This is a genomic window from uncultured Lawsonella sp., assembly GCF_947252745.1.
Classification (GTDB): domain Bacteria; phylum Actinomycetota; class Actinomycetes; order Mycobacteriales; family Mycobacteriaceae; genus Lawsonella.
In genome coordinates this window covers 161,219-182,775 of record NZ_CAMXWW010000002.1, presented here as the reverse complement: position 1 = coordinate 182,775, position 21,557 = coordinate 161,219, and the positions used below count along the sequence as shown (strand labels likewise).

Sequence of the window (21,557 nt, the reverse complement as noted above, 5' to 3'; positions counted from 1 at the left end):
GACCTGCACAAAGCTCAGTTAGAATAGACACGTGCGCTATCTATCTACTCGCGACCAAGAACAGACCACCACCAGCTTCTGCGACATCCTGCTGGAAGGCCTCGCCCCCGACGGTGGCCTCTACCTGCCGGAGCAGTACCCCACCATCGGTACTGCTGACCTCGACCGTTGGCGGGACCTCCTCAACGAGCACGGCTACGCAGCCCTCGCCGCCGACGTCCTCACCCTCTTCATTGACGACATTCCCGCCGACGACCTCAAAGACATTTGCGCCCGCGCCTACTGCACCCCCAGGTTTTCCGAAGACGACATCGTCACCGTTAAACATCTGGAAGACGATATCTACATTGGCGGCCTCTCCTACGGCCCCACTGCCGCCTTCAAAGACATGGCCATGCAGCTGCTTGGTGAACTTTTCGAGTATGAACTGAAGCGTCGCAACCAGGTCCTCAACATCCTCGGCGCCACCTCGGGTGACACCGGCTCCTCCGCCGAATACGCCATGCGCGGACGCGACGGCATCAGCGTCTTCATGCTCACCCCGCGGGGCCGCATGACCGCCTTCCAGCAAGCCCAGATGTTCTCCATCGACGACCCCAACGTCGTCAATATGGCAGTAGACGGCGTCTTCGACGACTGCCAAGACATCGTTAAAGACGTCAGCCGCGACCTCAAGTTCAAGCGCACCTGGAGCATTGGCGCCGTCAACTCCATCAACTGGGCGCGGCTCATGGCACAGATCGTCTACTACATCTGCTGCTGGATCCGCCTCACCGAACAGGTCGACCCCGCCCAACGAAACACCACCGCAGTCAGCTTCGCCGTGCCCACCGGCAACTTCGGCGACGTCTGCGCTGGGCACGTCGCCCGCGCCATGGGCGTGCCCATCGACCGCCTCATCGTCGTCACCAACGAAAACGACGTACTCAACGAGTTCTTCACCACCGGTGTCTACCGGGTACGCTCCGCCGAGCAGACGCTGGCCACCTCCAGCCCCTCCATGGACATCTCGAAGGCCTCCAACTTTGAGCGCTTCATCGCTGACCTGCTCGGCCGTGACGCCGCCCGCATCGACGACCTCTTCGGCAACCAGCTGACGGTGGAAGGCTACTTCGATCTCTCCGCCGACCCCGCCTTCGCCACCGTCGAAAGCGAGTATGGATTCCTTTCCGGCCGGTCCACCCACCAGGACCGCCTCGAGACCATCCGCACGTCCTGGGAAAACAGCGGCATCATGGTCGACCCGCACACCGCAGATGGTGTCAAGGTCGCCCGCGAGCTCACCGCCGACGGTACCGTCACCACCCCCATCATCTGCCTGGAAACCGCCCTGCCGGTGAAATTCGCCGACACCATCCAGGAAGCCACCGGCCGTCTCCCCGACACCCCGGAACGCTTCCAGGGCATCGAAGACCTCCCACGACATGTGGTGGACGTCCCCAACGACACCCAGGCGGTGAAGGACATCATCGTCAACACTCTTACCCCGCAGGAGTAGATCCGGGTGTTGACGGACGACGAGTGTGCGCTGCTGGCCTTCGAGCGTCAATGGTGGCGCTACGCAGCCAGCAAGGAAGACGCTATCCGGGTGCAGTTCAATATGAACGCCACCCGCTACTACCAAAAGCTCAACGCCCTACTCGACAACCCCGACGCGATGGCGGAGGATCCGGCTTTGGTCCGACGTCTCCAACGAGTGGCAGACTCCCGCTCACGGGCCCGTCACCAGCGTGGAAAAAGGGCCTAACTGCCGCTATCCGCACTAATTTTGAGATCGAAACGCGCCGTCAGCGTACGGCCTCCCCTAATAACCGCTAAACTAGCAGCGTGGCTGATATGAACAAGAGCACCCAAGACAATATTGAGCGCGACTCCGCCGGCTTCCCGTACCGGGCACTCGCCATGGTACTGATCGCCGCAGCACTGGTGTGCGCCATCGTTGGTATCTTCATGCTGGTCGACAATGGTCGCCACCAGGTGCATGTCCGCACCAACCCCACCACCAGCTCCTCCGTCTCCCAGAACGAAGCTGCCCCCAAGGAACAGCAGAAGAAGGATGAGCCGGTGAAGGTCGACAAGGCTGCCGTGCGCGTCATCGTCCTCAACAACACCACCCGCGAAGGTTACGCTGGCCGCACCAGCAATGAACTCCGCGACGCCGGCTGGGCCAACCAGACCGCCGCCGCCAACTGCCCGCAAGGCGCCTGCGGATCCCTCAGCGCCTCCACCGTCTTTTACAAAGACAACCCGCAGTCGAAGGCCGCCGCGGAAAGTATCGCCAAACAGCTTAAGTTCACCACTGCCGTCCGTCCCGAGTGGCTCAACAAGCACTCCGAAGACGTCGTTGTGGTTCTTGCGAACGGCTAACATGTAGCGGCCGCCCCAACTCCCTCCCACCCTCCGCCGAATCCGCCCGCGTACAGCAGATCATCGACGACAACACCACCGCCACCGACGCCCCCCTCCTCGCCATCGTCACCCGCAGTGACCACCGCGCCCTCACCCACACCGACATGGCAGGAGTACTCCACACACGCGGTGCCATGCTCAAGGTGGACCGACACGTCGACAGCACCCCCAGCATTGCCCCGCCGTTCATCCCCTCCAAAGACGGCAAAGTCGCCATGGTGATGATCCCCATCACCACCCAAGCCTCCGGCACCCAGCTAGGGGACATCGTCACCAACGTCCGTAACGCCGGAAAAGACGCCCTCCCCGCAGAGCTCCAACTCCACACCACCGTCGGCCCCGCCTTCGGAGCCGACCCCGGAAACGCCTTCCAAGGCGCCGACTTCCGCCTCCTCGCCATCACTGCAGCCGTCGTCGCCGTCCTTCTCCTCCTCACCTACCGTTCACCCATCCTCTGGCTCTTCCCCCTCATCGTCGTCGGCATAGCCGACTGTGTCGCCGCCCTCATCGCCGAAACCATCCTCCTCGCCACCGGATTCTCCTACGACGGATCCACCGGCGGCATCATCTCCGTCCTCGTCTTCGGTGCCGGAGCCAACTACGCACTCCTCTTCACCTCCCGCTACCGCGACGAACTCCAGCAACGCGAGAACAAACTCGACGCCCTCACCGCCGCCTGGAAAGGTTCATTCCCCGCCATCCTCGCCTCCAACCTCACGGTGGTCGGCGCCCTCCTCATGCTGCTCTTCGTCGACAGCCCCGCCATCCGCAACCTCGGCGCCAGCGGCCCCATCGGCCTCCTCGTCGCCCTCCCCGCCGTCAACGCCATCGTGCCCCGCTGGATCTTCTGGCCCTTCATCCCCAAACCCACCGACGCAGACAACACCCCCACCCAACAAGGGGCCGACGACGTCACTCCCGACAACCGCTGGTACCACATCGCCCAAAAAGTCCAGAAACGCCCCGTCACCACCCTCCTCGCCGGCGGTGTCATCCTCATCGTCCTCGCCTGCGGCATGATCGGCACCACTTTTGGCCTTAGCCAAACCGAACAATTCACCACCCAAACCGAATCCGTCGACGGCCTCCACGTCCTCGAAAAGCACTACTCCGCCGGAATGGCCTCACCCATCACCATCGTCGCCGAGAAACAGAACGCCCCCGAAGTCCACCGCATCCTCGACGCCAGCAACGACGTCGCCAGCGTCCGCCCCGACCCCCTCGACATCGGAAACTGGATGCGCTGGACCGTCATTGGAAAAAACGAACCCTCCACTCCCGGCGCCCTTGACACCATCACCAACCTCCGAACCCAACTCGGCAACAAAGCCCTCGTCGGCGGCGCAGACGCACAATCCTACGACCAAGCCAACACCACCCGACACGACCTCAAAGTTGCCATCCCCCTCATCCTCCTCATCGTCTTCCTCATGCTGGTCATCGTGCTACGCGCCCTCGTCGCACCCATCCTCATGATCCTCGCTACCACCATCTCCGCCGTGGCAGTCTTCGGACTCGGAGCCTTCGTCTCCCAACACATCTTCAACTTCCCCGCCCTCGACTACACACCCCCATCTACAGCTTCCTCTTCCTCGTCGCCCTCGGCGTCGACTACTCCATCTTCCTCGTCGTCCGCGCCAAACAACTCACCCCCGCCCACGGCACCAAAGAAGCCATGGCCCGCGCCGTCGCCTACACCGGCGGCATCATCACCTCCGCCGGCATCGTACTCGCCGCAGTGTTCGTCGTCCTCGGCGTCCTCCCGCTCATCGCCATGGCACAATGCGGCATCCTCGTCGCCCTCGGCGTCCTCCTCGGCACCTTCCTCGTCCCCGCCATCTTCACCACTGTCAGCAACCCCATTTGGTGGCCCAACAAACTCGCCCGTGGCAGTGTACGCACCCCAGAACCCACCAAGCTCCAAAGCTAGCCAACCCACACAACCATCACCACACATCACACCAACAGGGAAGGCCCTCAGCCGTCCTCATAAGGGACGCGCTGCGGGCCTTCCCCGCACAGTGCCAATCGGTTTTTAGCGAAAGTTCGCTAAGCAGTGTTTATGGGTTCTTAACGAAAATTCGCTAAGAACAGTGCCTCAGCAGTGGCGATAGCGGTGATTTCGGTCGGGTCGACGGACTCATTGGGGCCGTGGATGCCACAGATAGGTTCCTCCACGCCGAACAGCACCAGCTGCGTGGTGGGGTGAGCGGCCTTCAGCGCGGCACACAGTGGGATAGACCCGCCATCCGCGCTCAACGCCACCTCATCTGCCTGGACGCCATAGGCTGCCGCCAACGCCTGCTGCATTTTCACATGGGCGCTACCGGAGGTATCCGCCATGTACGGCTCACCCGTTCCCAGCGGTTCACACTCCACCTGGGCATTCCACGGGCGATGGTTCTGCAGATGGGCGATGAGCTTCTCCTCCGCCTCCCGCGTATCCATCGTCGGGGGCACGCGCAGATTCAGCATCGCCGCTGCCTCCGCCGGCACCGCATTAATAGCGTGAGCAGTGCTCGCTGCATCAATACCCGTCACGGTCAGCGTCGGGCGGGCCCACGCCAACTCGGAAGGCGTGCCGGCCGTGGACAAGTGCACTCCCTCCAGCACACCCGCATCCGCTGCAAACTCGGCAGGCGAATACTGCACGCCCTTCCACCATTGGTTGGCGTCCAGCCCATCAATGGTGAGCCCACCCTCCGTGTTCCGCAGGCTCGCCAATATGTGAATCAGGGCATAGAGGGCATCAGGGGCGGGGCCACCATACTGGCCAGAGTGAATAGGGGAGCGCAGCGTCTTCACCATTACCTTCAGCGTGACCACGCCACGCAGCGAAATATTGATGGTGGGAACACCAACAGCCACATTGCCGGTGTCCGCAATAAGAATCGCATCCGCCGCGAACAGCTCGGGCCGCTCCGCAACCAGCGTCTCCAAACCTTCGCCGCCGGCTTCCTCGGAGCCCTCCACAACCAGCCGGATGCCGATGCCGCCAAAGGGGTGTGCGGGGTGGTCGGACTGGGGAGCCCAGTCCCGCAACGCTCGTAGGGCAGCTAAGTGCGCCACCATATTTCCCTTGTCGTCGGCGGCACCTCGCCCATACCAGCGGCCGTCCTTCTCTGTGAGCTCCCAGGGGTTGGAGTTCCAGCCAGGTTGGTCGTCAGCCGGCTGCACATCGTGGTGGCAGTACAGCAGCACTGTGGGGCAGCCGTCTGCGGGGGGAGTGAAGCCGAAGAGCGGGATGGACCCGTCAACAGTCTCTACCGAGTGGACGTCAGCAACGCCAACTTCTGTGAATACCTGCTGGACCCAGGCGGCGCTTGCCGCGCAGGAGTCATTGTTAGTGCCGAAGACAGAATCGAAGCTCACAGCTGTGGTGAGGTCGGCTTTGATCTGGTCGCCTTGGCCGGCGATGTGGGCGCGGAGCTGGTCTGTTCCAGTCAGGGGGGAGGACTCGGTCATGGATGGTGGACTCCTCTAGTGGGTGGGTAGCTGGTTCCCAGCCTACCCTTCCCACTGTGGAGCTTGCGCCTGGGGCCACAGGCTAGGCTGCTCGGCGTTGCTTGGTTTCGTCCAGGCTGCCCGTGTAGGTGATGCCGGTGGTGGTGCCGTGGCGGCGGGCAGTCTGGTACTGGCGGTACTGGTTGGCGGCTGCGATGAGGGCGGAGAGGCTGGCTTCTTCGCTGGTGGTGCCGTAGCCGATGGCCCAGTGGGTGAAGTAGCGGTTCTTAATCTCCAGGAAGGTGGCGTACTGGTAGTGGGGGTTGTCTGGAGTCTCGCGCTGGCGGAACGTTTTAATGTCCAGGCGGATGTCGAAGCTGTCCAGCATGTAGCAGAGGGCTTGGATGGGGCCGGCGGCTTCGGCGGCGGTGCAGCACACGGTGCCGTCGATGGTGAGGGTGGTGATGTAGAGTGACCTGCCGCAGGTGGTGGGTTGGCTACCGAAGGCTCCCAGCATGATGCTGCCGGGGGTGCGGAAGGTGCGGTCGAATTCGTCCTCGGACATGCCAGCGGCGAAGGGGCACAGTTCGATGGGGAGGGGGTGATGAGTCCGCGCGGTGAAGGGGTTGTGATCCCGCAGATTGGGGGTGGTTGCCGGCGCCATGGGGGCGTTTGGATGAGAGGCGGTTGTGGTGATGCGGGAGGGGGCGGAAGTGGAGGAGGGGAAGCGGTGAGTAGACATTGGAGAAGAGCTTTCTATGCGGGGCGGTCCGTGAGTGTGTGGGCCAGCGCTTCTCTCCACCGCAGCAGGGGGCTAGTCCGTAGTGACGACCCTACTGCGGCTGCGAGCTACTACTAGGTGCTTCGTGTTCATATTTAAGAGGATAGGGGAGTGACCCCTATCTGTCAACAAAAATGGAAAAAAATTTTCGCACAATGAAAAAATAAAAAAATGAGGAGGACTAGCTGGTGTAGGGCAGTGTCATCGCCTGCTCCTCCACCTTGGCTAGAGTTTCCTGCATACCCGCAGCCATTTCCTGCGTAAAAGCCTCGTCCCCACCCAGGAAGAACTTCACAAATACAGAACTAATAAGGCTGGGGCGGGCATCTGCGAGGAGGCGCTCCAAAGTGACAGTGGTGCCGCCATTCTCCGCTGGTTCTAGCCGGTAAGTCCACAGGTAGTGGTTGGCAGGAATAAGAAAGGATAGCTCCTTCTTAGGCTCCACTGTGAGGAAACGAGCGGTAGTGATCCAGAAGGTGTACTTGCCGCGGCGGTTGATATTAATGGTGATGCCATCGGGGTGAACCGGGTCGGAGCTAGGAGGGAATCCGATCATCTTTTTGCATTGGGGACTGCGTGAGCCCATGCTGCTGATATCGCTGACGACCTGCCAGACAGCGGAGGGAGAAGCGGGAATGGTGCGGGAAACGCTAATCAGTTTGGAATCCATATGTTCATCATAAGCTGCTGGAATCGTTCTTGCACTCGACTAGTTCGAGTGCTAGAAAAGACTTAGCACTCAATCATTGGGAGTGCCAAAGCTGGCGAGTAAGACCGGGTACCATCCCGTACAAGACACACCGGTCGTCCGTCGCGGGAACTGTGCCAGCTTGGCAGTGTCGGCCACCAGTCACCCCCATCAACAGAGGAAGACATAAACAACACATGTCCAAGATGATTGCATTTGACGAAGAGGCCCGCCGTGGCCTGGAGCGGGGCCTCGATATCCTCGCTGATACCGTCAAGGTGACGCTCGGCCCCAAGGGCCGCAACGTCGTCCTAGAAAAGAAGTGGGGCGCCCCCACCATCACCAACGATGGTGTCTCCATCGCTAAGGAAATTGAACTCGAAGAGCCCTACGAGAAGATCGGCGCTGAGCTGGTCAAGGAAGTCGCCAAGAAGACGGATGACGTCGCCGGCGACGGCACCACCACCGCCACCGTGCTCGCCCAGGCTCTCGTCCATGAAGGTCTCCGCAACGTTGCTGCCGGCTCCAACCCCATGGGTCTGCGCCGCGGCATCGAAAAGTCCGTGGATGTCGTCACCAAGGCTCTCCTTACCTCCGCCAAGGAAGTTGAAACCAAGGACGAAATTGCCGCCACCGCCGGTATCTCCGCTGGCGATCCCGAGATCGGTAACCTCATTGCCGAGGCTATGGATAAGGTCGGCAAGGAAGGCGTTATCACTGTGGAAGAGGCCAACACTTTCGGCCTCGACCTGGAACTGACCGAAGGCATGCGCTTCGATAAAGGTTTCATCTCCGGTTACTTCGCCACCGACCTGGAACGCCAGGAAGCCGTCCTCGAGGATCCCTACATCCTCATCAACCAGGGCAAGATCTCCAGTATTAAGGACCTGCTGCCGCTGCTCGAAAAGGTAATGCAGTCCGGCAAGCCCCTCCTCATCATTGCCGAAGACGTTGAAGGCGAAGCCCTCTCCACCCTGGTGGTCAACAAGATCCGTGGCACCTTCAAGTCTGTTGCCGTCAAGGCGCCGGGCTTTGGCGATCGCCGCAAGGCCATGATGCAGGATATGGCCATTCTCACCGGTGGCCAGGTTATCTCCGAAGAGGTTGGTCTTTCCCTCGAGACCGCCGACATCACCATGCTGGGCCGTGCCCGCAAGGTTGTCGTCACCAAGGAAGAGACCACCATTGTTGACGGTGCCGGCTCCACCGAGACCATCGAAGGCCGCGTTAACCAGATCAAGGCGGAGATCGCTTCCACTGACTCTGACTACGACCGTGAGAAGCTGCAGGAGCGCCTCGCTAAGCTGGCCGGTGGCGTTGCCGTCATCAAGGCCGGTGCCGCTACTGAGGTCGAGCTGAAGGAACGCAAGCACCGCATTGAGGACGCTGTCCGCAACGCTAAGGCTGCCGTTGAAGAAGGCATCGTTGCTGGTGGTGGTGTCGCACTCGTGCAGTGCGAGTCCGCCATCGAGGATCTTGATCTGGAAGACGACGAGCTGACCGGTGCCAAGATCGTCCAGTCTGCCCTCTCCGCCCCGCTGAAGCAGATTGCGTTCAACGCGGGCTTGGAGCCTGGCGTCGTGGCCGAGAAGGTCCGCAGCCTCCCCAGTGGCAACGGCCTCAACGCTGCCACCGGTGTCTACGAGGACCTGCTCGAAGCCGGCATCAATGACCCGGTGAAGGTTACCCGCTCTGCCTTGCAGAACGCCGCCTCCATCGCCGCACTGTTCCTCACCACCGAAGCTGTGGTTGCCGACAAGCCGGAACCCCCGGCTCCGGCTGCCCCCGCCGGTGACGACATGGGTGGCATGTACTAAACCACCGCCACGTATGTCCGCATTCGCGTGCTGACATAGGTCAACGCGGGGAAGACGGTGGTGTTGCTGCGGTGTGGTAGGTTGCAATCCTGCAACGCTCATCACGTTGTGAAACATCGCTAGTGCGGCAGAATAACCCCATAATTGACAGTCAGCCCTGTGCAGAAATATGCACAGGGCTGCTGTTTATGTGGACGCGTGAACACAGTGTCGATAATGTGTCCGCGTCTGTGGAGTACTCGCGGGTAGTACTTTATCCAACCGTTACTTTTCGCTCGTGGTGAAAATACCCTGGTCAAGGCCGTCCTAATATGCGTAACGTAAGCTACGTCACATCGACCAAGGAGTCATCATGAAAAACGTTCTGAAGCCTCTTGCAGTCGCAGTATCCGCGGCTGTCACTATCGCAACGGTACCCGCCATCGCGTCAGCTGCCCCCGCCGAGGCCGCTCCCGCGCCCGTGTCCCACGCTCAAATTCAGCAGATGGGACAACAGTTCCGTTTTGGTAGCCTCTCCCAGGACGCCAATACTCTCTCCGTCGAAAAGGGCACAGTCCGCCTGGCGGATAACAACCGTGGCCTGGAGCTCGTCGGCTACAATGGCAGCGTCCTCATGACTCTTCCACTGCTTGGCTTCGATGCATCCAAGCAAGCCATCTACACCCTCAACGCGCACGTGGCGAAGGACGGCAAGTCCGTCACCTTCCAGCGTCCGGCAGACGCTACGTACCGTCCGCTGAGTGCAGTCGAAAAGGCGCGCCAGGCTAAGCTTGCCGCCGCTTACAGGTCCGAGATTGGCAAGACTGGCGACGGTGCCGTCGTCGATTACATCAACCTCGCCAAGGTCTCCACCAACAAGGATCCGTTGTACTTTTACCTGGGTGGTGTCCTAGGCTGCGGTGCTGGTATAGCTCTCTCCTTCGTTGCGGCGGCAGTCCTGAATGCGGGCGGCTGGCTGACCTACCTCATTGGCTACTTCATCTTGTGGCCGGTGTGGTTCCTCAGCGCCATCCTCTATGTCGCAGCCGGCATTGCCGTCCTTTCGGTACCTATCACCTGTGCTGCCGGCTGGTTCATTGGCTCTGCTGCACTTCCCGTCGCCTCCGACAATCCCGAGGTTAAAGGAACTGCTAAGCGATTCTGGGACAACCTCTTCCACTTCAACTGGTTCTAATCTCTATATCCACGTGTGACAGAATGATCCCCAGCTCCTGCGAGCTGGGGATCATTCTGTCACTATAGGGAAGTCTGCTAAGTCGTGTCTCGCTCAGCGTGGCGCTGAGTCGACGTAGCGGAGGTGTAGTGCTACTTAGCGGACGCGGCTGACATCGCCACCGGTGAAGTATGCCTTGGTGCCGCGAAGGAGACGATCAGCCTTCTTCTTGGCGACCGGATCCTTGGCCAGCTTGGAGGACAACACGGCGGGCATGTTGAGTGTGGAGATGATGCCAACAGTGGTGCCGACGCCCATGTAGGTGAACACCAGCAGGTAATTGATGGGAATACCAATGATAGTGAGTCCGAGGATGCTACGCAGCGGGTAGGTGCCGAGATCGAGGGCGAGGTAGGTGATGAAGCCGCCGACAATGCCGGTGATGACGCCTAGAGCGGTGCCGCCCACGAAGTTGAGGGTGTCGTGCTGGAGAGCGTAATCAGCGTAGTCGCGGTAAAGCTTGAACCATGCCTTGGTGTTGCTCGTGAAGCGGTTCTTCTTGGCGAGCTGAACCTTGGTGGCCTTTGCCTCAAACTGTCCCTTGGTGAGAGTTACGGTCTTGGCGTTGCTGCTGAGGGAAGCGCGGAGGGTGTAGATGGAGTCTCCGAAGATACCCTTCAGCGGGACGGAGATGACAGACTTGCCTTGGCCGTCAACGATCTCGAGATTGTCGCCCTCTTTGGTGACCTTGAAGGTCCCGTTCTTGAGGGTGATGCCGTCGCCGTCCTCGTTGGTGGTCACACCTTCCAAGGTGTGGACAGCGTGCTCAAGCTGCTCCTGGGCAGCCTGCTTCGTGATGGGAGCAGTGTCGGGGGTATCTGTAGGGGCTGCGTTGGCGATAGCGGGAGCACCGGTGAGAGTGATTGCGGATACCACTGCAAGCGCAGTGGAACGAAGCCAGGATTTCATAAGAGCATCCTTATGCTGTGGTGGTTGGAAAACCGAAGAAGAGAAGGTCTTTATCCAACCGTGATTGTTGTTACGCCATAACTGTAGAACGGTAAGGCGCAATTGCAAAGAGGGAAGAGGTAGTCAGTAGTGGAACGTGACAGCTGCCCCACGATAATAAAGCCCTCAACTGGTCTTTTCTTCCCACTTAGAGCAAAAAATCGCTCTGGGAAAAATTTCGTGAGCCGTTCGACGCATACGTTTTCGCTCATGGTCATATGACCAATACGCCTTCTAAAAATAGCAATAGTGCTATGTTTTTTACAGATAGGGAAAAAGTGCTCAACGGCGGGGTGTCCGGTACTTTGCCGGTAATGCGTCCCTCTCTGCTACGGCAGCCACAGGGCGATAACGACCAGCGCAGTAAAGACTATCTCGGTAATACCGATCGTTTTAGCGCTCCACTTTTTACCCTGGTAGCGCATCGTCAAGGGGAAATAAGCCGAGCGGGCCAGTAGCGCCACAAACACTGCGAAGAGCGCCCAGCCGGTCCATCCCAGCAGCGCACTCACCAGTGCAAACGCTGCGGCCAAAGCATGGAAGACAATAGAGAACACCAGGTGAGGAGTGCTGCGGCGTTCCCGGATAACGGTTTTCACCACGGGGACAGTCCCGAAGAAGTACAGCAGGAGGACGAGGCAGACTAGCCACATCCACTTCCAGCCAGTCACCGAACTCGACCAGTTGTGTCCGCTGAGGGCTGCCATGTGTGTATCGACGGGGACGGGGAGGAGCGAGAAACTCGACCGCTGAAAGCCAGTGCCCAGGTCGTAGGTCACTGCGCCAACCAAAACGCCCGCGGTGACAGTGATGCCGCGCGCTGCCATAGTGCGTTCTTTGCGTTCTCTAATAAGGATGACGGTGGTGATGATGAGAATGGCAAACCAGGGCGCCCACAGGAGTAGCTTGGGGGCGCTCCAGAGGGTGAGGATGCCGAGCACAGCACAGGCGCACACGTACGCTTTGACGGGGGTGGCGTAGAGAGGCTTGCGGCGCGCCACGAACCACTTCGTGAGGGCGAAGAAACAGAAGTAGCCCACCCCCCACAGCAGGTAGAAGGGGATGTGGGCGGGGACAAAGCCACCAATGATGATGCCTAAGGTGATGGGAACAAACACCATTGCCCAGGCGCCGTGATAATCAGGGACCCAACCGCGTGCCGACAGCGAGCGTTTCTTGCCAGGTTTCCCGGTGTCCTTTGCTGGTGTCTGTGGGGCGGCCATGCGGACGTCCTTTCGCGGTGCAGAGGCGGGGACCGGATAAGGGGTTCCGGTCTACCCCGAGGGCCGTCTTGTAGTGTAGTCTGCCCTAACTTTAGTGACTACTTTTAGCTGCTTTTGGCGACTTCGTTCCACTTATCTTTGGCCATCTTGCAGGAGTCAAGCCCCTTGTCTTCGGCCACCCATACGGTGAGGCCAAAAGCAGGATGGGCTTGCGGCGAACCGGTGGCGATGCACCCCTTGGTCTGCCCATTGCGGCGCTTTTCGATGCGCGGTTTACCAACAGTATCTCGGTCAGCCTCGCCAATGAGGACAGAGAACTTGCGCCCTTTTTCACTGGTAAACTTGCAGCCCCAGCCGTAGCGGCCCCAGGTAGTTTGGGCGGCTTCACGCTGCCCGTACTTTTCTGAGCACGGGTTGACCAGGGGCAGCATGGCAGCCAGTGAGGAGGACACGGAGGAGGAGGACGAGCTGACCGAATTGAGTTTCTGTAGAGCGTCGTCGGCACTCCGTGCGACGGTGTTGGAACCTTCGGAGTAGCCACGCTGGTAGCCTTCCGCGTGGCCAGCACGGTTCCCCAAGACGTAACTCCCGAAGCCAACGATGATGAGCACGAGAATCGTCACCAACGTGACGCCGATGACGCCAGCTGCGCCAAGCTTACGGGAGGATCGCTTCTTCTTTTTGCTCTTGTCGTCGTCAACCCCATAGGTGGGGTCTGGAACGGGGGCGGCGTTATAGTCGCGGGCTTCAAAACTGCTCGCGGCTGACGGGCTGTTGTCTGCCGGACGGTTTGCCCAGGCTTCGGAAGGGCTGTACACCTGCTGGTTGGCAGCAGCATTCTGGCTGGCGGCCGGCTGCCCGGTCCGCACGCGCTGTGCGCTGGCGGTATTGGCAGGTCCGACAGCACCGGCGGTCCCTGCTGCACCATTTCTTCGCTCACCGTTACCGGGGCCCGTGGGGGAGAAGGTGGGCTGGCTGAAAGCGGCGGTGGTGGCGGTGCTGCTGGCTCGCTGGGATTGGTCTCGGCGGGACTGGTCCCCCTGCACACTACGGGGGACCAGTCCCGCAGGTTGAGAGGTTGATTGTGCGGAGGTGATGATACGGGTGTTGTCCCCGGAACCGGAGGCACCTAGCTGTGTGGTGCGCGGCTGGGCGGGGCGGCCAGAAGAGGGAGTGACCTGAGAGTGGGGTTGTCCCGACTGGGAGGGAATGCGCTTGGCTGCTGCACGACCGGGAACCTGGTAGCCCTGGGCGGGGCGCATCTGCGGGTAGCCGGTTCGCTGCGGTTTAGGAGTGCCTTCGGGGCGGCGCGGAGTGGACGGATCTTCGGTCATTCTCCCCATTCCTCTGGTCAGGTGATAGTGAACCCGGCTTGGGAAACTCTATCGTCAGTGTCCCTTACAGAGTAGCGATTTTTGCCTGCTTCTGTGTGCTATAGCCGCCGCTCATTGCACTAATTGCAATGAGTACGTTCACACTTCAGCACAATACCGCACTGCTCTCCCATCCCTGTGATCGAAAGGCCCCAACGTGCGCAGAGCAGTGCCGCTGAACGCTCGCATAGCGGTGCCTACCCCACTAGTATCAGAACCATGACTGAGCCCACGGATACTTCCCGCATGCCCGCTTCCTCCGCGTCGGCTTCCGCTGCTGACCGCCACACCGAACTGCTCGTACTGGGCGCCGGACCGGGCGGCTATGTGGCTGCCATTCGGGCTGCCCAACTGGGGCTCCAGGTCACCATCGTGGAGGAGAAATACTGGGGTGGGGTGTGCCTCAACGTGGGGTGTATCCCTTCAAAGTCTCTGCTGAAAAATGCCGAAGTAGCCAATATCATGCTGCACCATGCGGCAGAATTCGGTGTGCTGGCAGACAATATCAGCATGGATTTCGGGGTGGCGCATGCGCGTAGCCGGAAAGTATCCGCCAGTATCGTGAAGGGCGTCCACTACCTCATGCGGAAGAATAAGATTACGGAGGTAAACGGCCGCGGTACCTTCCGCGACGCCCATACCATCGAGGTCGCAACCGCCGAGGGACCCGTCACCATCAGCTTCGACAAGTGCATTATCGCCACTGGCTCACATGTGGCGCAGCTGCCCGGTGTGGAGATGGGTGGCCCCGTCGTCTCCTTTGAGGAGCAGATTCTCGACCCGGCTCTGCCGCACAGCATCGTGATTGTGGGTGCGGGTGCTATCGGTATGGAGTTCGCCTATGTGTTGGCGAACTATGGGGTGCAAGTGACCATTGTGGAATACCTGGACCGGGTGCTTCCCAACGAGGACAAAGACGTCTCCAAGGAGATCGCCAAGCAGTACCAAAAGTTGGGCATTACGCTCCGCGCCGGGCACAAAACCACCTCCGTCGAGCGGACGGGTGACGGCGTGGCAGTCGCTATTGAACCCGTCGTGTTGCCCGATGGAAGTCTCCCGGCAAACGGTCATGTGGAGACCATCTATGCGGAACGCTGCCTTATCTCTACCGGGTTCCGCCCCAACGTGGAGGGCTATGGTCTGGAGAACACGGGGGTGGAGTTGACGGAGCGTGGTGCTATCGCCGTCGACGACTCCATGCAGACCTCGGTGCCTCACATTTTCGCCATTGGTGACGTGACGGCAAAGCTGCAGCTGGCCCATGTAGCGGAAGCCCAGGGTGTGGTGGCTGCAGAGACAATCGCGGGGGAGGAGACGGTTCCGCTGGGCGACTATCGGATGATGCCGCGTGCGACCTTCTGTAACCCGCAGGTGGCCAGCTTTGGCCTCACCGAGGAGCAGGCGCGTGCCGCAGCGGCGAACGACCCGGAGATGGATGTTCGCGTCTCCACCTTCCCCTTCAGCGCGAACGGTAAAGCACAGGGCCTGGCGGAGGCGCAGGGCTTTGTGAAGATTGTTGCTGACGGCCGCTACGGGGAGCTGCTGGGTGCCCACATGGTGGGGCCGCAGGTGTCCGAGCTACTGCCAGAGTTGGTGCTGGCACAGAAGTGGGAGCTCACCACGGAGGAGATTGCCCGGACTGTGCACGTGCACCCCACGTTGGCGGAGGCCTTGAAGGAGTCTGTTGAGGGTGTGTTGGGGGAAATGATTAACCTCTAACAGCGCTCAGCAGCGCTGGTTACCTGGTGGCGCCGCCAGCTTCTCAGTGGCGCCACCAGCTACATTTCCGTGTAACTGAGGCGCGCCAACACTGCGCGATGGTCCGTTCCATCCACCTCTGCCACTGTGGAGCCGGCAGTATGCCAACTGGATTTCGACACGAAAATGTGGTCAATCGGCACACCCAGTGGCTTCGGAAGGTAGGTGGGCCAGGTGCCCACGGAACCACTCTTCTCTTCCGCCAGGGCATCGACGCAGGCGCCCATATCAGTGAGGCCCCCGTGCCAGGGAGTGGCGTTGAAATCTCCACCCATAATGAGGTTGCCGGCCTGCGGGCTGTGGCACATGTCGACCATCTGCTTCACCTCGTGGCGCCAGCGGCCAGTGTGTAGCAGGTTCGGTGGGTAGACGTGCCCCGCTACCAGCGTGGGCAGGTAGCGGAAGTTGGCGTCGCGGGTTTGTGGGGTGACGGCGACCGCCCCCAGCGAGGTCTGGGGGGTGATCTTCTCGTCCACCTGGTAGGTGCCGAAGTAGACGGACACCAACAGCACCGTCTGATTGAGCTTGTCCCCACCGCGCCGCGTGCTGGGCGCAGATTGGAACATCTGCATGGGGCTGCCGGCTTCTTCCATTAGCTGGGCAACTAGTTTGGCGGTGCCCTCCGTGGTTTCGTTGAGCATCACAATGTCCGCGCCTACGGCATTGGCGAGTTTTGCGATGGTGACAGGTCGGGCGCCATTGTTGTAGCTGTTGAGGGACATCACCGTGATGTCGGTGCCAAAGTAGCCCTTGTTGGGGGTCGCCACCGTGTGCAGGGGGTCGGCGCGCAAACCATTGCCCCAGCCGACGCTCACATGGGCGAAGGTCGCCACAAGCGTAATCGCCATGAAGAGGGCGGAGACGCGGCGCGGCAGGTCGTGATGCCAGCGGACCCCGAAGACCACCACACTGGCCAGCAGGGTGAGGAGGGAGATGAGAATCCAAAATCCGCGGGGCGCGAAGATCTGGGCGAAAACGGGCTGCATACTCAGCCATTTTCCGGGGTAGACAGAGAGCCCAAGCACCACTGCAGTGATGATGAGGGCGGCCAACCAGCGGCGGGGGATGGCCCGCTGCATGTCCTTTTGGACGAATGGAGGCGTCGGGTTCTGCTCGGTCTCCGTCATATCTTCTAACCTACCGTGTAGTGCCCCAAAAGGTAGATAACCGGCAAAGGGGATGTTTCCCTCAGTATGCTAGAGGCATGACGTGGAATCTCGATAATCAAGCCCACATGCCCTCTTCTGACAACTCCGTTTCCTCTCCCGAAGCAGCAGCAGGCGGCCAGAAAGATCCACGCGAAACGCTCCGCTGGCAGGACTGCCGGGGGTTACTCCTGGATCTGGACGGCGTCATCACCCCCACGCTAGATATCCACAAACGGGCGTGGTTTAACCTCTTCGCGCCCTACATTGAGCAGCGGGCCGCAGAGCTTGGAGAAGAGCTCGCCCCCTACACAATGGAGGACTACTACACCTACGTGGACGGGCGTCACCGCCTAGACGGTGTGCGTGACGTACTCCGCTCCCGCCACCTCCCCGAAGCCGAGGACCTGGAGACAGTCGAACGGCTGGGGCTGCAGAAGAACAACGAGTTCATGGAGACACTGCAGCGGGACGGTATCCGTGCCTACCCTGGCACTATCGCCCTCATTGAGGTAGCTCGTCTCCTGGGCATCCCCTACGCAGTGGTGTCTTCCTCCCGCAACACCCGTCCGGTGCTGCAGGCGGCGAACCTCCTCGACCGTTTTGAGGTGATCGTGGACGGTAACACCGCCGACGAGAAACACCTCACCGGCAAACCCGCCCCCGACACCTACCTGTATGCGGCCGAACTGTTGGGCTTGCCCGCCCGCCAGTGTGCGGTCTTCGAGGACGCCACCGCGGGTGTGGCCGCCGGCCGGGCCGGCGACTTTGGCCTGGTGGTCGGTGTCAACCGTGGCAGTGGCGCAGCGGATCTGCAGGCCGCTGGTGCACACCTTGTTGTCGATGATTTAGGAGAGACCCTGGCATGACCGAGAAGAACTCCATCACAGACACCACCTCAGATGCCACTGCGGTGGCAGAAGGGCATGAACTCTACGACGAGCAGGTGACGGCCAGCGGCCCCCACCGCGACCGCTTCAACCTGCGCAGCTACTTTGCAGAACCGGCAATTGATCGAGCCATTCACCCCGTCGACCCCTGGAGGTGGGTAGAGACAGCGCCCCCCACATCGGATCTGGGTGTGGCAGAGTCGCTCTTTACTGTGGGTAACGGCTACCTGGGCGTGCGCGGTAACCCGGAGGAAGGCCGCGATTCGGCCCTCAACGGCACCTATGTGAACGGACTCCACGAAACCTGGGATATTCAGCACGCTGAGGACGCCTATGGCCTGGCGCGGGTGGGACAATCCATCATCAACGCGCCGGATGCTAAGACCATCCGTATTTATGTGGATGACGAACCGCTGCGCGTGTCTGTGGCGGACCTCTTCTACTATGAGCGTTCGCTCGACTTCCGCGACGGCCTGCTGCGTCGCTCTCTGGAGTGGCGGACCCCGGCAGGCAAACGCGTCCTCATCGATTTCACCCGCATGGTCTCCCTCACCGACCGTCACCTGGGTATTGAAGAGGTACGTATTGTGCTGCCGGAGGATTCCGCCCCGGTGGTGCTCTCCTCGCAGATCCTTAACCGCCAGGATGGACAGGATGAGTTCGGTTCGGCCTCCGACCCGGATCGTTTTGTGGCGACGGAAGGCGCCCCCCAAGGGTCGGTGAACAGGGGGTCCGACCCGCGCCGGGCGGATCATTTCCAGTCCCGTGTACTGGTGCCGCTGCTGCAGGTGGATGAGGGGGAGAGGATCAAGCTGGGGTACCGGGTGGCGAACTCGGGGATGACCTTGGCGGTGGGCGCGGACCACGATTTTTCCACCGCCAACGATTTCTATATCTCCTCGGTGGCACATTCGGATATGGCGAAGGTGCAGTATCACGTGGATGCCCGCCCCGGGCAGGAGATCGTCCTCATTAAGTACTTCTCCTACCATGACTCTCGCCGGGCCTCCGTCAATGAACTGATGGATAGGGTGGATCGGACGTTGCGCCGGGCACGCAAGCATGGGGCTGTGCACTATCTAGAGGCGCAGCAGACGTGGCTGGCGGATTTTTGGGAGCGGGCCGATGTGGAGATTCCGGACCAGCCGGAGTTGCAGCAGGCGGTGCGCTGGAATATGTTCCAGCTCATTCAGTCGTCGGCGCGGGCGGAGGACTTGGGTATCTCTGCGAAGGGTGTGACGGGTTCCGGTTATTCGGGGCATTACTTCTGGGACACCGAAATCTATGTGATGCCCTTCCTTACCTACACGATGCCGCAAGTGGCGCGGAATGCGTTGCGCTTCCGCTATCAGATGCTGCCGAAGGCGCGAGACCGGGCATCCGAGCTGGATCAGCGTGGTGTCTTGTACCCGTGGCGCACGATCAATGGGGAAGAGGCCAGTGCCTACTATGCGGCGGGTACGGCCCAGTACCACATTGATGCTGATATCACGTATGCCACAGTGCAGTACGCGCGTGCCAGTGGAGATGCGGACTTCCTGTTCCGGGAGGCTATCGACATTCTGGTCGAGACTGCGCGCCTGTGGGAGGACTTGGGCTTTTTTGGGGCGGACGGTCAGTTCCATATTCATGGGGTGACGGGTCCCGATGAGTACACCACGGTGGTAAATGACAATCTCTTCACGAATGTGATGGCCCGCTACAACATGCGGGTGGCCGCCGAGTGGGTGGAGCGCCTGCAGGATGTGGAGGAGAGCTATTTCGAGGAGATGGTGCATCGCCTGAATCTGCGGCCGGAGGAACCGGCTGAGTGGCGCAAGGCTGCCGACGCGATGTGTATCCCCTTCGATGAGGAGCGTGGCATTCATCCGCAGGATGCGCACTTCTTGGAGCGGGAGATTTGGAATAAGGATTGGGGGCAGCCGAAACGGCCGCTTCTGCTGCACTATCATCCTCTGACGATTTACCGTTATCAGGTTATTAAGCAGGCAGATGTGGTGTTGGCGCTCTTCCTGCGTGGGTCTGAGTTCAGTGAGAAGCTGAAGCGGGCGGATTTTGACTATTACGATCCGTTGACAACGGGTGACTCGTCGTTGTCGGCGGTGGTGCAGTGCATTTTGGCTGCCGAGTTAGGTTATGACTCGCATGCTCAGGCGTTGTTCCGCCATGCCGTTTATGTGGATCTGTGTAATCTGCACGGTAATTCGTCGGATGGTCTCCACATTGCCTCGTGTGGTGGTGTGTGGTCGGCCTTGGTCTTTGGCTTTGGTGGTCTGCGTGACTATGACGGCCGGTGGACGATCAATCCGGTGTTGCCGGAGGGGTGGGGAAGTATGCGGTATCGCGTGCAGCTGTGGGGATTTCGTCTGCAGGTGGAGGTACGTGCGGATGAGGTGGAGCTAGAGTGTGATTCGCCGGTGGCTCTGGGCTTCGAAGTGTGGGGTCAGCCGGTGACGGTCCAGGCGGGTGAGAAGCTGGTGGTGAAACGGCCGCAGTAGCCATACCGCAGGTGATATTTCACCCACTTGGAAAATTGAGAGTGATTTTCGCCATAATTTCAAAAGAACTCGGCAGTAGCTTTGATGTGAGCTGGCTTACCTCGGAATTTAGTGAGATTGGTGCAGCCTCGGCGTGTTAAAAGCTAGTGCCGAGTTGCCATTTTAGGTCCGGTATACGGCGGAAAAGTGTCGTTATTTCACAAACAAACAGGTCGTAGGGCTTTTGATGTGACGTGTGTGTTCTCAGTAATCGCCCACAATATTTTAGGAAAGAAAACTGCGATTTAAATGAGGCCGTAAGAGGGTTGGAAAAAGGGTGTGAGATGGGTCTCTCGAAACACAAATAAGGGTGCCCTAACCTGCTAAAAGGTCGAAAATGACAAGTCCAAGAAGCACTCCGAAAGACGATAGAGTGAAGTCAGGTAAACCCGAACAATAGGGAGGTTCCATGGCCGGAAATAGTACCGCCGTCGCAGAGCGCACCACGGCGAAGACCGGCACTACCAATCGCGCTCACCTCCGCAAGAAGCCCTTCTACCCCAGCTGGGTTGCGAAGTTCATCATGGCCATCACGGGCTGGATCTTCTCACTCTTCTTGCTTGTCCACATGATCGGCAACCTGAAGATGTTCAGGGGCACGTACACGATCACACAGCATGACCTTGCCAAAGGCTACTCGCCGGACCAGATCGGTCAGCAGGCCCAGGCAATGAACGACTACGCACACTGGCTGCGGACCCTGCTCGCCGGCCTCTTCGGCTACGAAGGCGTGCTGTGGGTCTTCCGTATCGTGCTGCTCGTCTGCATCATCCTGCACTTCGCCTCCGGCATTCTGCTAGCCGTCCGCGGCAAGCAAGCCCACGGCAACAGTGCACGCAAGGTCAGCACCTTCCGTGGTGTCTCCGCCAAGTTCATGATCATCTCCGGTCTGATCCTGGCATGCTTCATTGTCTTCCACATCCTCGACCTCACTACTGGTGACACCGGAGCCAAGTTCCAGCATGGCGACGCGTATAACAACATGATCGCCTCGTTCGACCGTCCCGCCGTCGCTGCGTTCTACGCCATCACCATGCTGCTGCTGCTCTTCCACATTGAGCACGGCATTGCCACCACCGCCAATGACTTTGGCGCCACCGGCAAGCGCCTGCGCGCTGCCATGGCTGCCATCGGTGGCATCCTCTCTGGCGTTATCGTCCTCGGCAACCTCGCCATCGTGATTTGCGTCGCCACCGGCGTCATCCCGCCCGTCGATCTCGCCGTCCCCAACCAGGCGTACGACGGAACTGCACACGCCGCCATGGCCGCACTGAGCATCATCGGCTAGTACACCCATAAGTTTCCGGTACCGCCCCGTGCGGATCCCCGAA

At 60.3% G+C, this 21,557-nt stretch carries 17 protein-coding genes and 1 pseudogene; 11 read left to right on the top strand and 7 right to left on the bottom strand.

Annotation, left to right across the window (positions count from 1 at the left end; all coding sequences use genetic code 11):
- Positions 1–31: 31 nt before the first annotated feature.
- The 5 genes and pseudogenes from thrC (at position 32) to Q0X28_RS08575 (ending at position 4,339) form a co-directional block, all read left to right on the top strand.
- A complete protein-coding gene (gene thrC, locus Q0X28_RS03000) occupies positions 32–1,498 on the top strand; it encodes a threonine synthase (RefSeq protein WP_298576447.1) in 1,467 nt (488 codons plus the stop codon).
- Between the two features lie 6 nt (positions 1,499–1,504).
- A complete protein-coding gene (locus tag Q0X28_RS02995) occupies positions 1,505–1,747 on the top strand; it encodes a DUF3263 domain-containing protein (RefSeq protein WP_298576445.1) in 243 nt (80 codons plus the stop codon).
- An 89-nt stretch (positions 1,748–1,836) separates the two neighbouring features.
- Positions 1,837–2,367 (top strand): LytR C-terminal domain-containing protein, encoded by a 531-nt coding sequence (locus tag Q0X28_RS02990; protein ID WP_296239439.1) that lies wholly within the window; start codon positions 1,837–1,839, stop codon positions 2,365–2,367.
- A pseudogene (locus Q0X28_RS02985) lies at positions 2,316–3,941 on the top strand (MMPL family transporter); the annotation flags it as partial. The gene Q0X28_RS02990 and the pseudogene Q0X28_RS02985, both read left to right, overlap by 52 nt.
- A 41-nt stretch (positions 3,942–3,982) precedes the next feature.
- Positions 3,983–4,339 carry an MMPL family transporter gene (locus Q0X28_RS08575; protein WP_367270667.1) on the top strand — a complete coding sequence of 119 codons (357 nt, stop codon included), beginning with the start codon at positions 3,983–3,985 and terminating at the stop codon, positions 4,337–4,339.
- 140 nt (positions 4,340–4,479) lie between these two features.
- Here Q0X28_RS08575 and Q0X28_RS02980 read toward each other — a convergent pair whose 3' ends face one another.
- From Q0X28_RS02980 to Q0X28_RS02970, 3 genes are all read right to left on the bottom strand, one after another.
- Positions 4,480–5,874 carry a M20/M25/M40 family metallo-hydrolase gene (locus Q0X28_RS02980; RefSeq protein ID WP_298576441.1) on the bottom strand — a complete coding sequence of 465 codons (1,395 nt, stop codon included), beginning with the start codon at positions 5,872–5,874 and terminating at the stop codon, positions 4,480–4,482.
- An 82-nt stretch (positions 5,875–5,956) separates the two neighbouring features.
- On the bottom strand, positions 5,957–6,595 hold the full coding sequence (locus Q0X28_RS02975; RefSeq protein ID WP_298576439.1) for a hypothetical protein: 639 nt from the start codon (positions 6,593–6,595) through the stop codon (positions 5,957–5,959).
- 220 nt (positions 6,596–6,815) lie between these two features.
- Positions 6,816–7,304, bottom strand: coding sequence for an SRPBCC family protein (locus Q0X28_RS02970; RefSeq protein WP_298576437.1), 489 nt, complete (start codon positions 7,302–7,304; stop codon positions 6,816–6,818).
- Positions 7,305–7,519: 215 nt separating this feature from the next.
- On the opposite strand from Q0X28_RS02970, the gene groL reads away from it, so the two are divergent.
- Together groL and Q0X28_RS02960 are read left to right on the top strand one after the other, a co-directional pair.
- Entirely contained in the window at positions 7,520–9,139 is a 1,620-nt protein-coding gene (gene groL, locus Q0X28_RS02965; protein WP_298576435.1) for a chaperonin GroEL, read from the top strand.
- Between the two features lie 352 nt (positions 9,140–9,491).
- A complete protein-coding gene (locus Q0X28_RS02960; RefSeq protein WP_298576433.1) occupies positions 9,492–10,313 on the top strand; it encodes a hypothetical protein in 822 nt (273 codons plus the stop codon).
- 135 nt (positions 10,314–10,448) lie between these two features.
- Here the strand turns inward: Q0X28_RS02960 and Q0X28_RS02955 are convergent, their stop codons facing one another.
- From Q0X28_RS02955 to Q0X28_RS02945, 3 genes are all read right to left on the bottom strand, one after another.
- Entirely contained in the window at positions 10,449–11,261 is an 813-nt protein-coding gene (locus tag Q0X28_RS02955) for a hypothetical protein (RefSeq protein WP_298576431.1), read from the bottom strand.
- 368 nt (positions 11,262–11,629) lie between these two features.
- On the bottom strand, positions 11,630–12,523 hold the full coding sequence (locus Q0X28_RS02950; RefSeq protein WP_298576428.1) for a YwiC-like family protein: 894 nt from the start codon (positions 12,521–12,523) through the stop codon (positions 11,630–11,632).
- A 104-nt stretch (positions 12,524–12,627) separates the two neighbouring features.
- The gene (locus Q0X28_RS02945; protein ID WP_298576426.1) at positions 12,628–13,857 is read right to left on the bottom strand and encodes a hypothetical protein; all 1,230 of its coding nucleotides are present in this window, start codon (positions 13,855–13,857) and stop codon (positions 12,628–12,630) included.
- 285 nt (positions 13,858–14,142) lie between these two features.
- Here Q0X28_RS02945 and lpdA point away from each other — a divergent pair, with 285 nt between their 5' ends.
- Positions 14,143–15,615: a dihydrolipoyl dehydrogenase gene (gene lpdA, locus Q0X28_RS02940; protein ID WP_296239854.1), complete on the top strand. Its 1,473-nt coding sequence runs from the start codon at positions 14,143–14,145 to the stop codon at positions 15,613–15,615.
- 59 nt (positions 15,616–15,674) lie between these two features.
- Here lpdA and Q0X28_RS02935 read toward each other — a convergent pair whose 3' ends face one another.
- On the bottom strand, positions 15,675–16,781 hold the full coding sequence (locus Q0X28_RS02935; protein WP_296239844.1) for an endonuclease/exonuclease/phosphatase family protein: 1,107 nt from the start codon (positions 16,779–16,781) through the stop codon (positions 15,675–15,677).
- Positions 16,782–16,858: 77 nt separating this feature from the next.
- Here Q0X28_RS02935 and Q0X28_RS02930 point away from each other — a divergent pair, with 77 nt between their 5' ends.
- The 3 genes from Q0X28_RS02930 (at position 16,859) to Q0X28_RS02920 (ending at position 21,514) form a co-directional block, all read left to right on the top strand.
- Positions 16,859–17,668 (top strand): HAD family phosphatase, encoded by an 810-nt coding sequence (locus Q0X28_RS02930; RefSeq protein ID WP_298576422.1) that lies wholly within the window; start codon positions 16,859–16,861, stop codon positions 17,666–17,668.
- A complete protein-coding gene (locus Q0X28_RS02925) occupies positions 17,665–20,187 on the top strand; it encodes a glycoside hydrolase family 65 protein (RefSeq protein ID WP_296239841.1) in 2,523 nt (840 codons plus the stop codon). The genes Q0X28_RS02930 and Q0X28_RS02925 overlap by 4 nt, the downstream gene beginning before the upstream one ends.
- Before the next feature lie 448 nt (positions 20,188–20,635).
- Entirely contained in the window at positions 20,636–21,514 is an 879-nt protein-coding gene (locus tag Q0X28_RS02920) for a succinate dehydrogenase cytochrome b subunit (RefSeq protein ID WP_296239838.1), read from the top strand.
- Positions 21,515–21,557: the final 43 nt, after the last annotated feature.

Bases quoted from the DNA above. Each gene is read 5' to 3' on its own strand.
- Q0X28_RS02990 (WP_296239439.1), top strand. From the start codon at position 1,837: ATGAACAAGAGCACCCAAGACAATATTGAGCGCGACTCCGCCGGCTTC.
- Q0X28_RS02980 (WP_298576441.1), bottom strand. From the start codon at position 5,874: ATGACCGAGTCCTCCCCCCTGACTGGAACAGACCAGCTCCGCGCCCAC.
- Q0X28_RS02975 (WP_298576439.1), bottom strand. From the start codon at position 6,595: ATGTCTACTCACCGCTTCCCCTCCTCCACTTCCGCCCCCTCCCGCATC.
- Q0X28_RS02970 (WP_298576437.1), bottom strand. From the start codon at position 7,304: ATGGATTCCAAACTGATTAGCGTTTCCCGCACCATTCCCGCTTCTCCC.
- groL (WP_298576435.1), top strand. From the start codon at position 7,520: ATGTCCAAGATGATTGCATTTGACGAAGAGGCCCGCCGTGGCCTGGAG.
- Q0X28_RS02960 (WP_298576433.1), top strand. From the start codon at position 9,492: ATGAAAAACGTTCTGAAGCCTCTTGCAGTCGCAGTATCCGCGGCTGTC.
- Q0X28_RS02955 (WP_298576431.1), bottom strand. From the start codon at position 11,261: ATGAAATCCTGGCTTCGTTCCACTGCGCTTGCAGTGGTATCCGCAATC.
- Q0X28_RS02950 (WP_298576428.1), bottom strand. From the start codon at position 12,523: ATGGCCGCCCCACAGACACCAGCAAAGGACACCGGGAAACCTGGCAAG.
- Q0X28_RS02945 (WP_298576426.1), bottom strand. From the start codon at position 13,857: ATGACCGAAGATCCGTCCACTCCGCGCCGCCCCGAAGGCACTCCTAAA.
- lpdA (WP_296239854.1), top strand. From the start codon at position 14,143: ATGCCCGCTTCCTCCGCGTCGGCTTCCGCTGCTGACCGCCACACCGAA.
- Q0X28_RS02935 (WP_296239844.1), bottom strand. From the start codon at position 16,781: ATGACGGAGACCGAGCAGAACCCGACGCCTCCATTCGTCCAAAAGGAC.
- Q0X28_RS02930 (WP_298576422.1), top strand. From the start codon at position 16,859: ATGACGTGGAATCTCGATAATCAAGCCCACATGCCCTCTTCTGACAAC.
- Q0X28_RS02925 (WP_296239841.1), top strand. From the start codon at position 17,665: ATGACCGAGAAGAACTCCATCACAGACACCACCTCAGATGCCACTGCG.
- Q0X28_RS02920 (WP_296239838.1), top strand. From the start codon at position 20,636: ATGGCCGGAAATAGTACCGCCGTCGCAGAGCGCACCACGGCGAAGACC.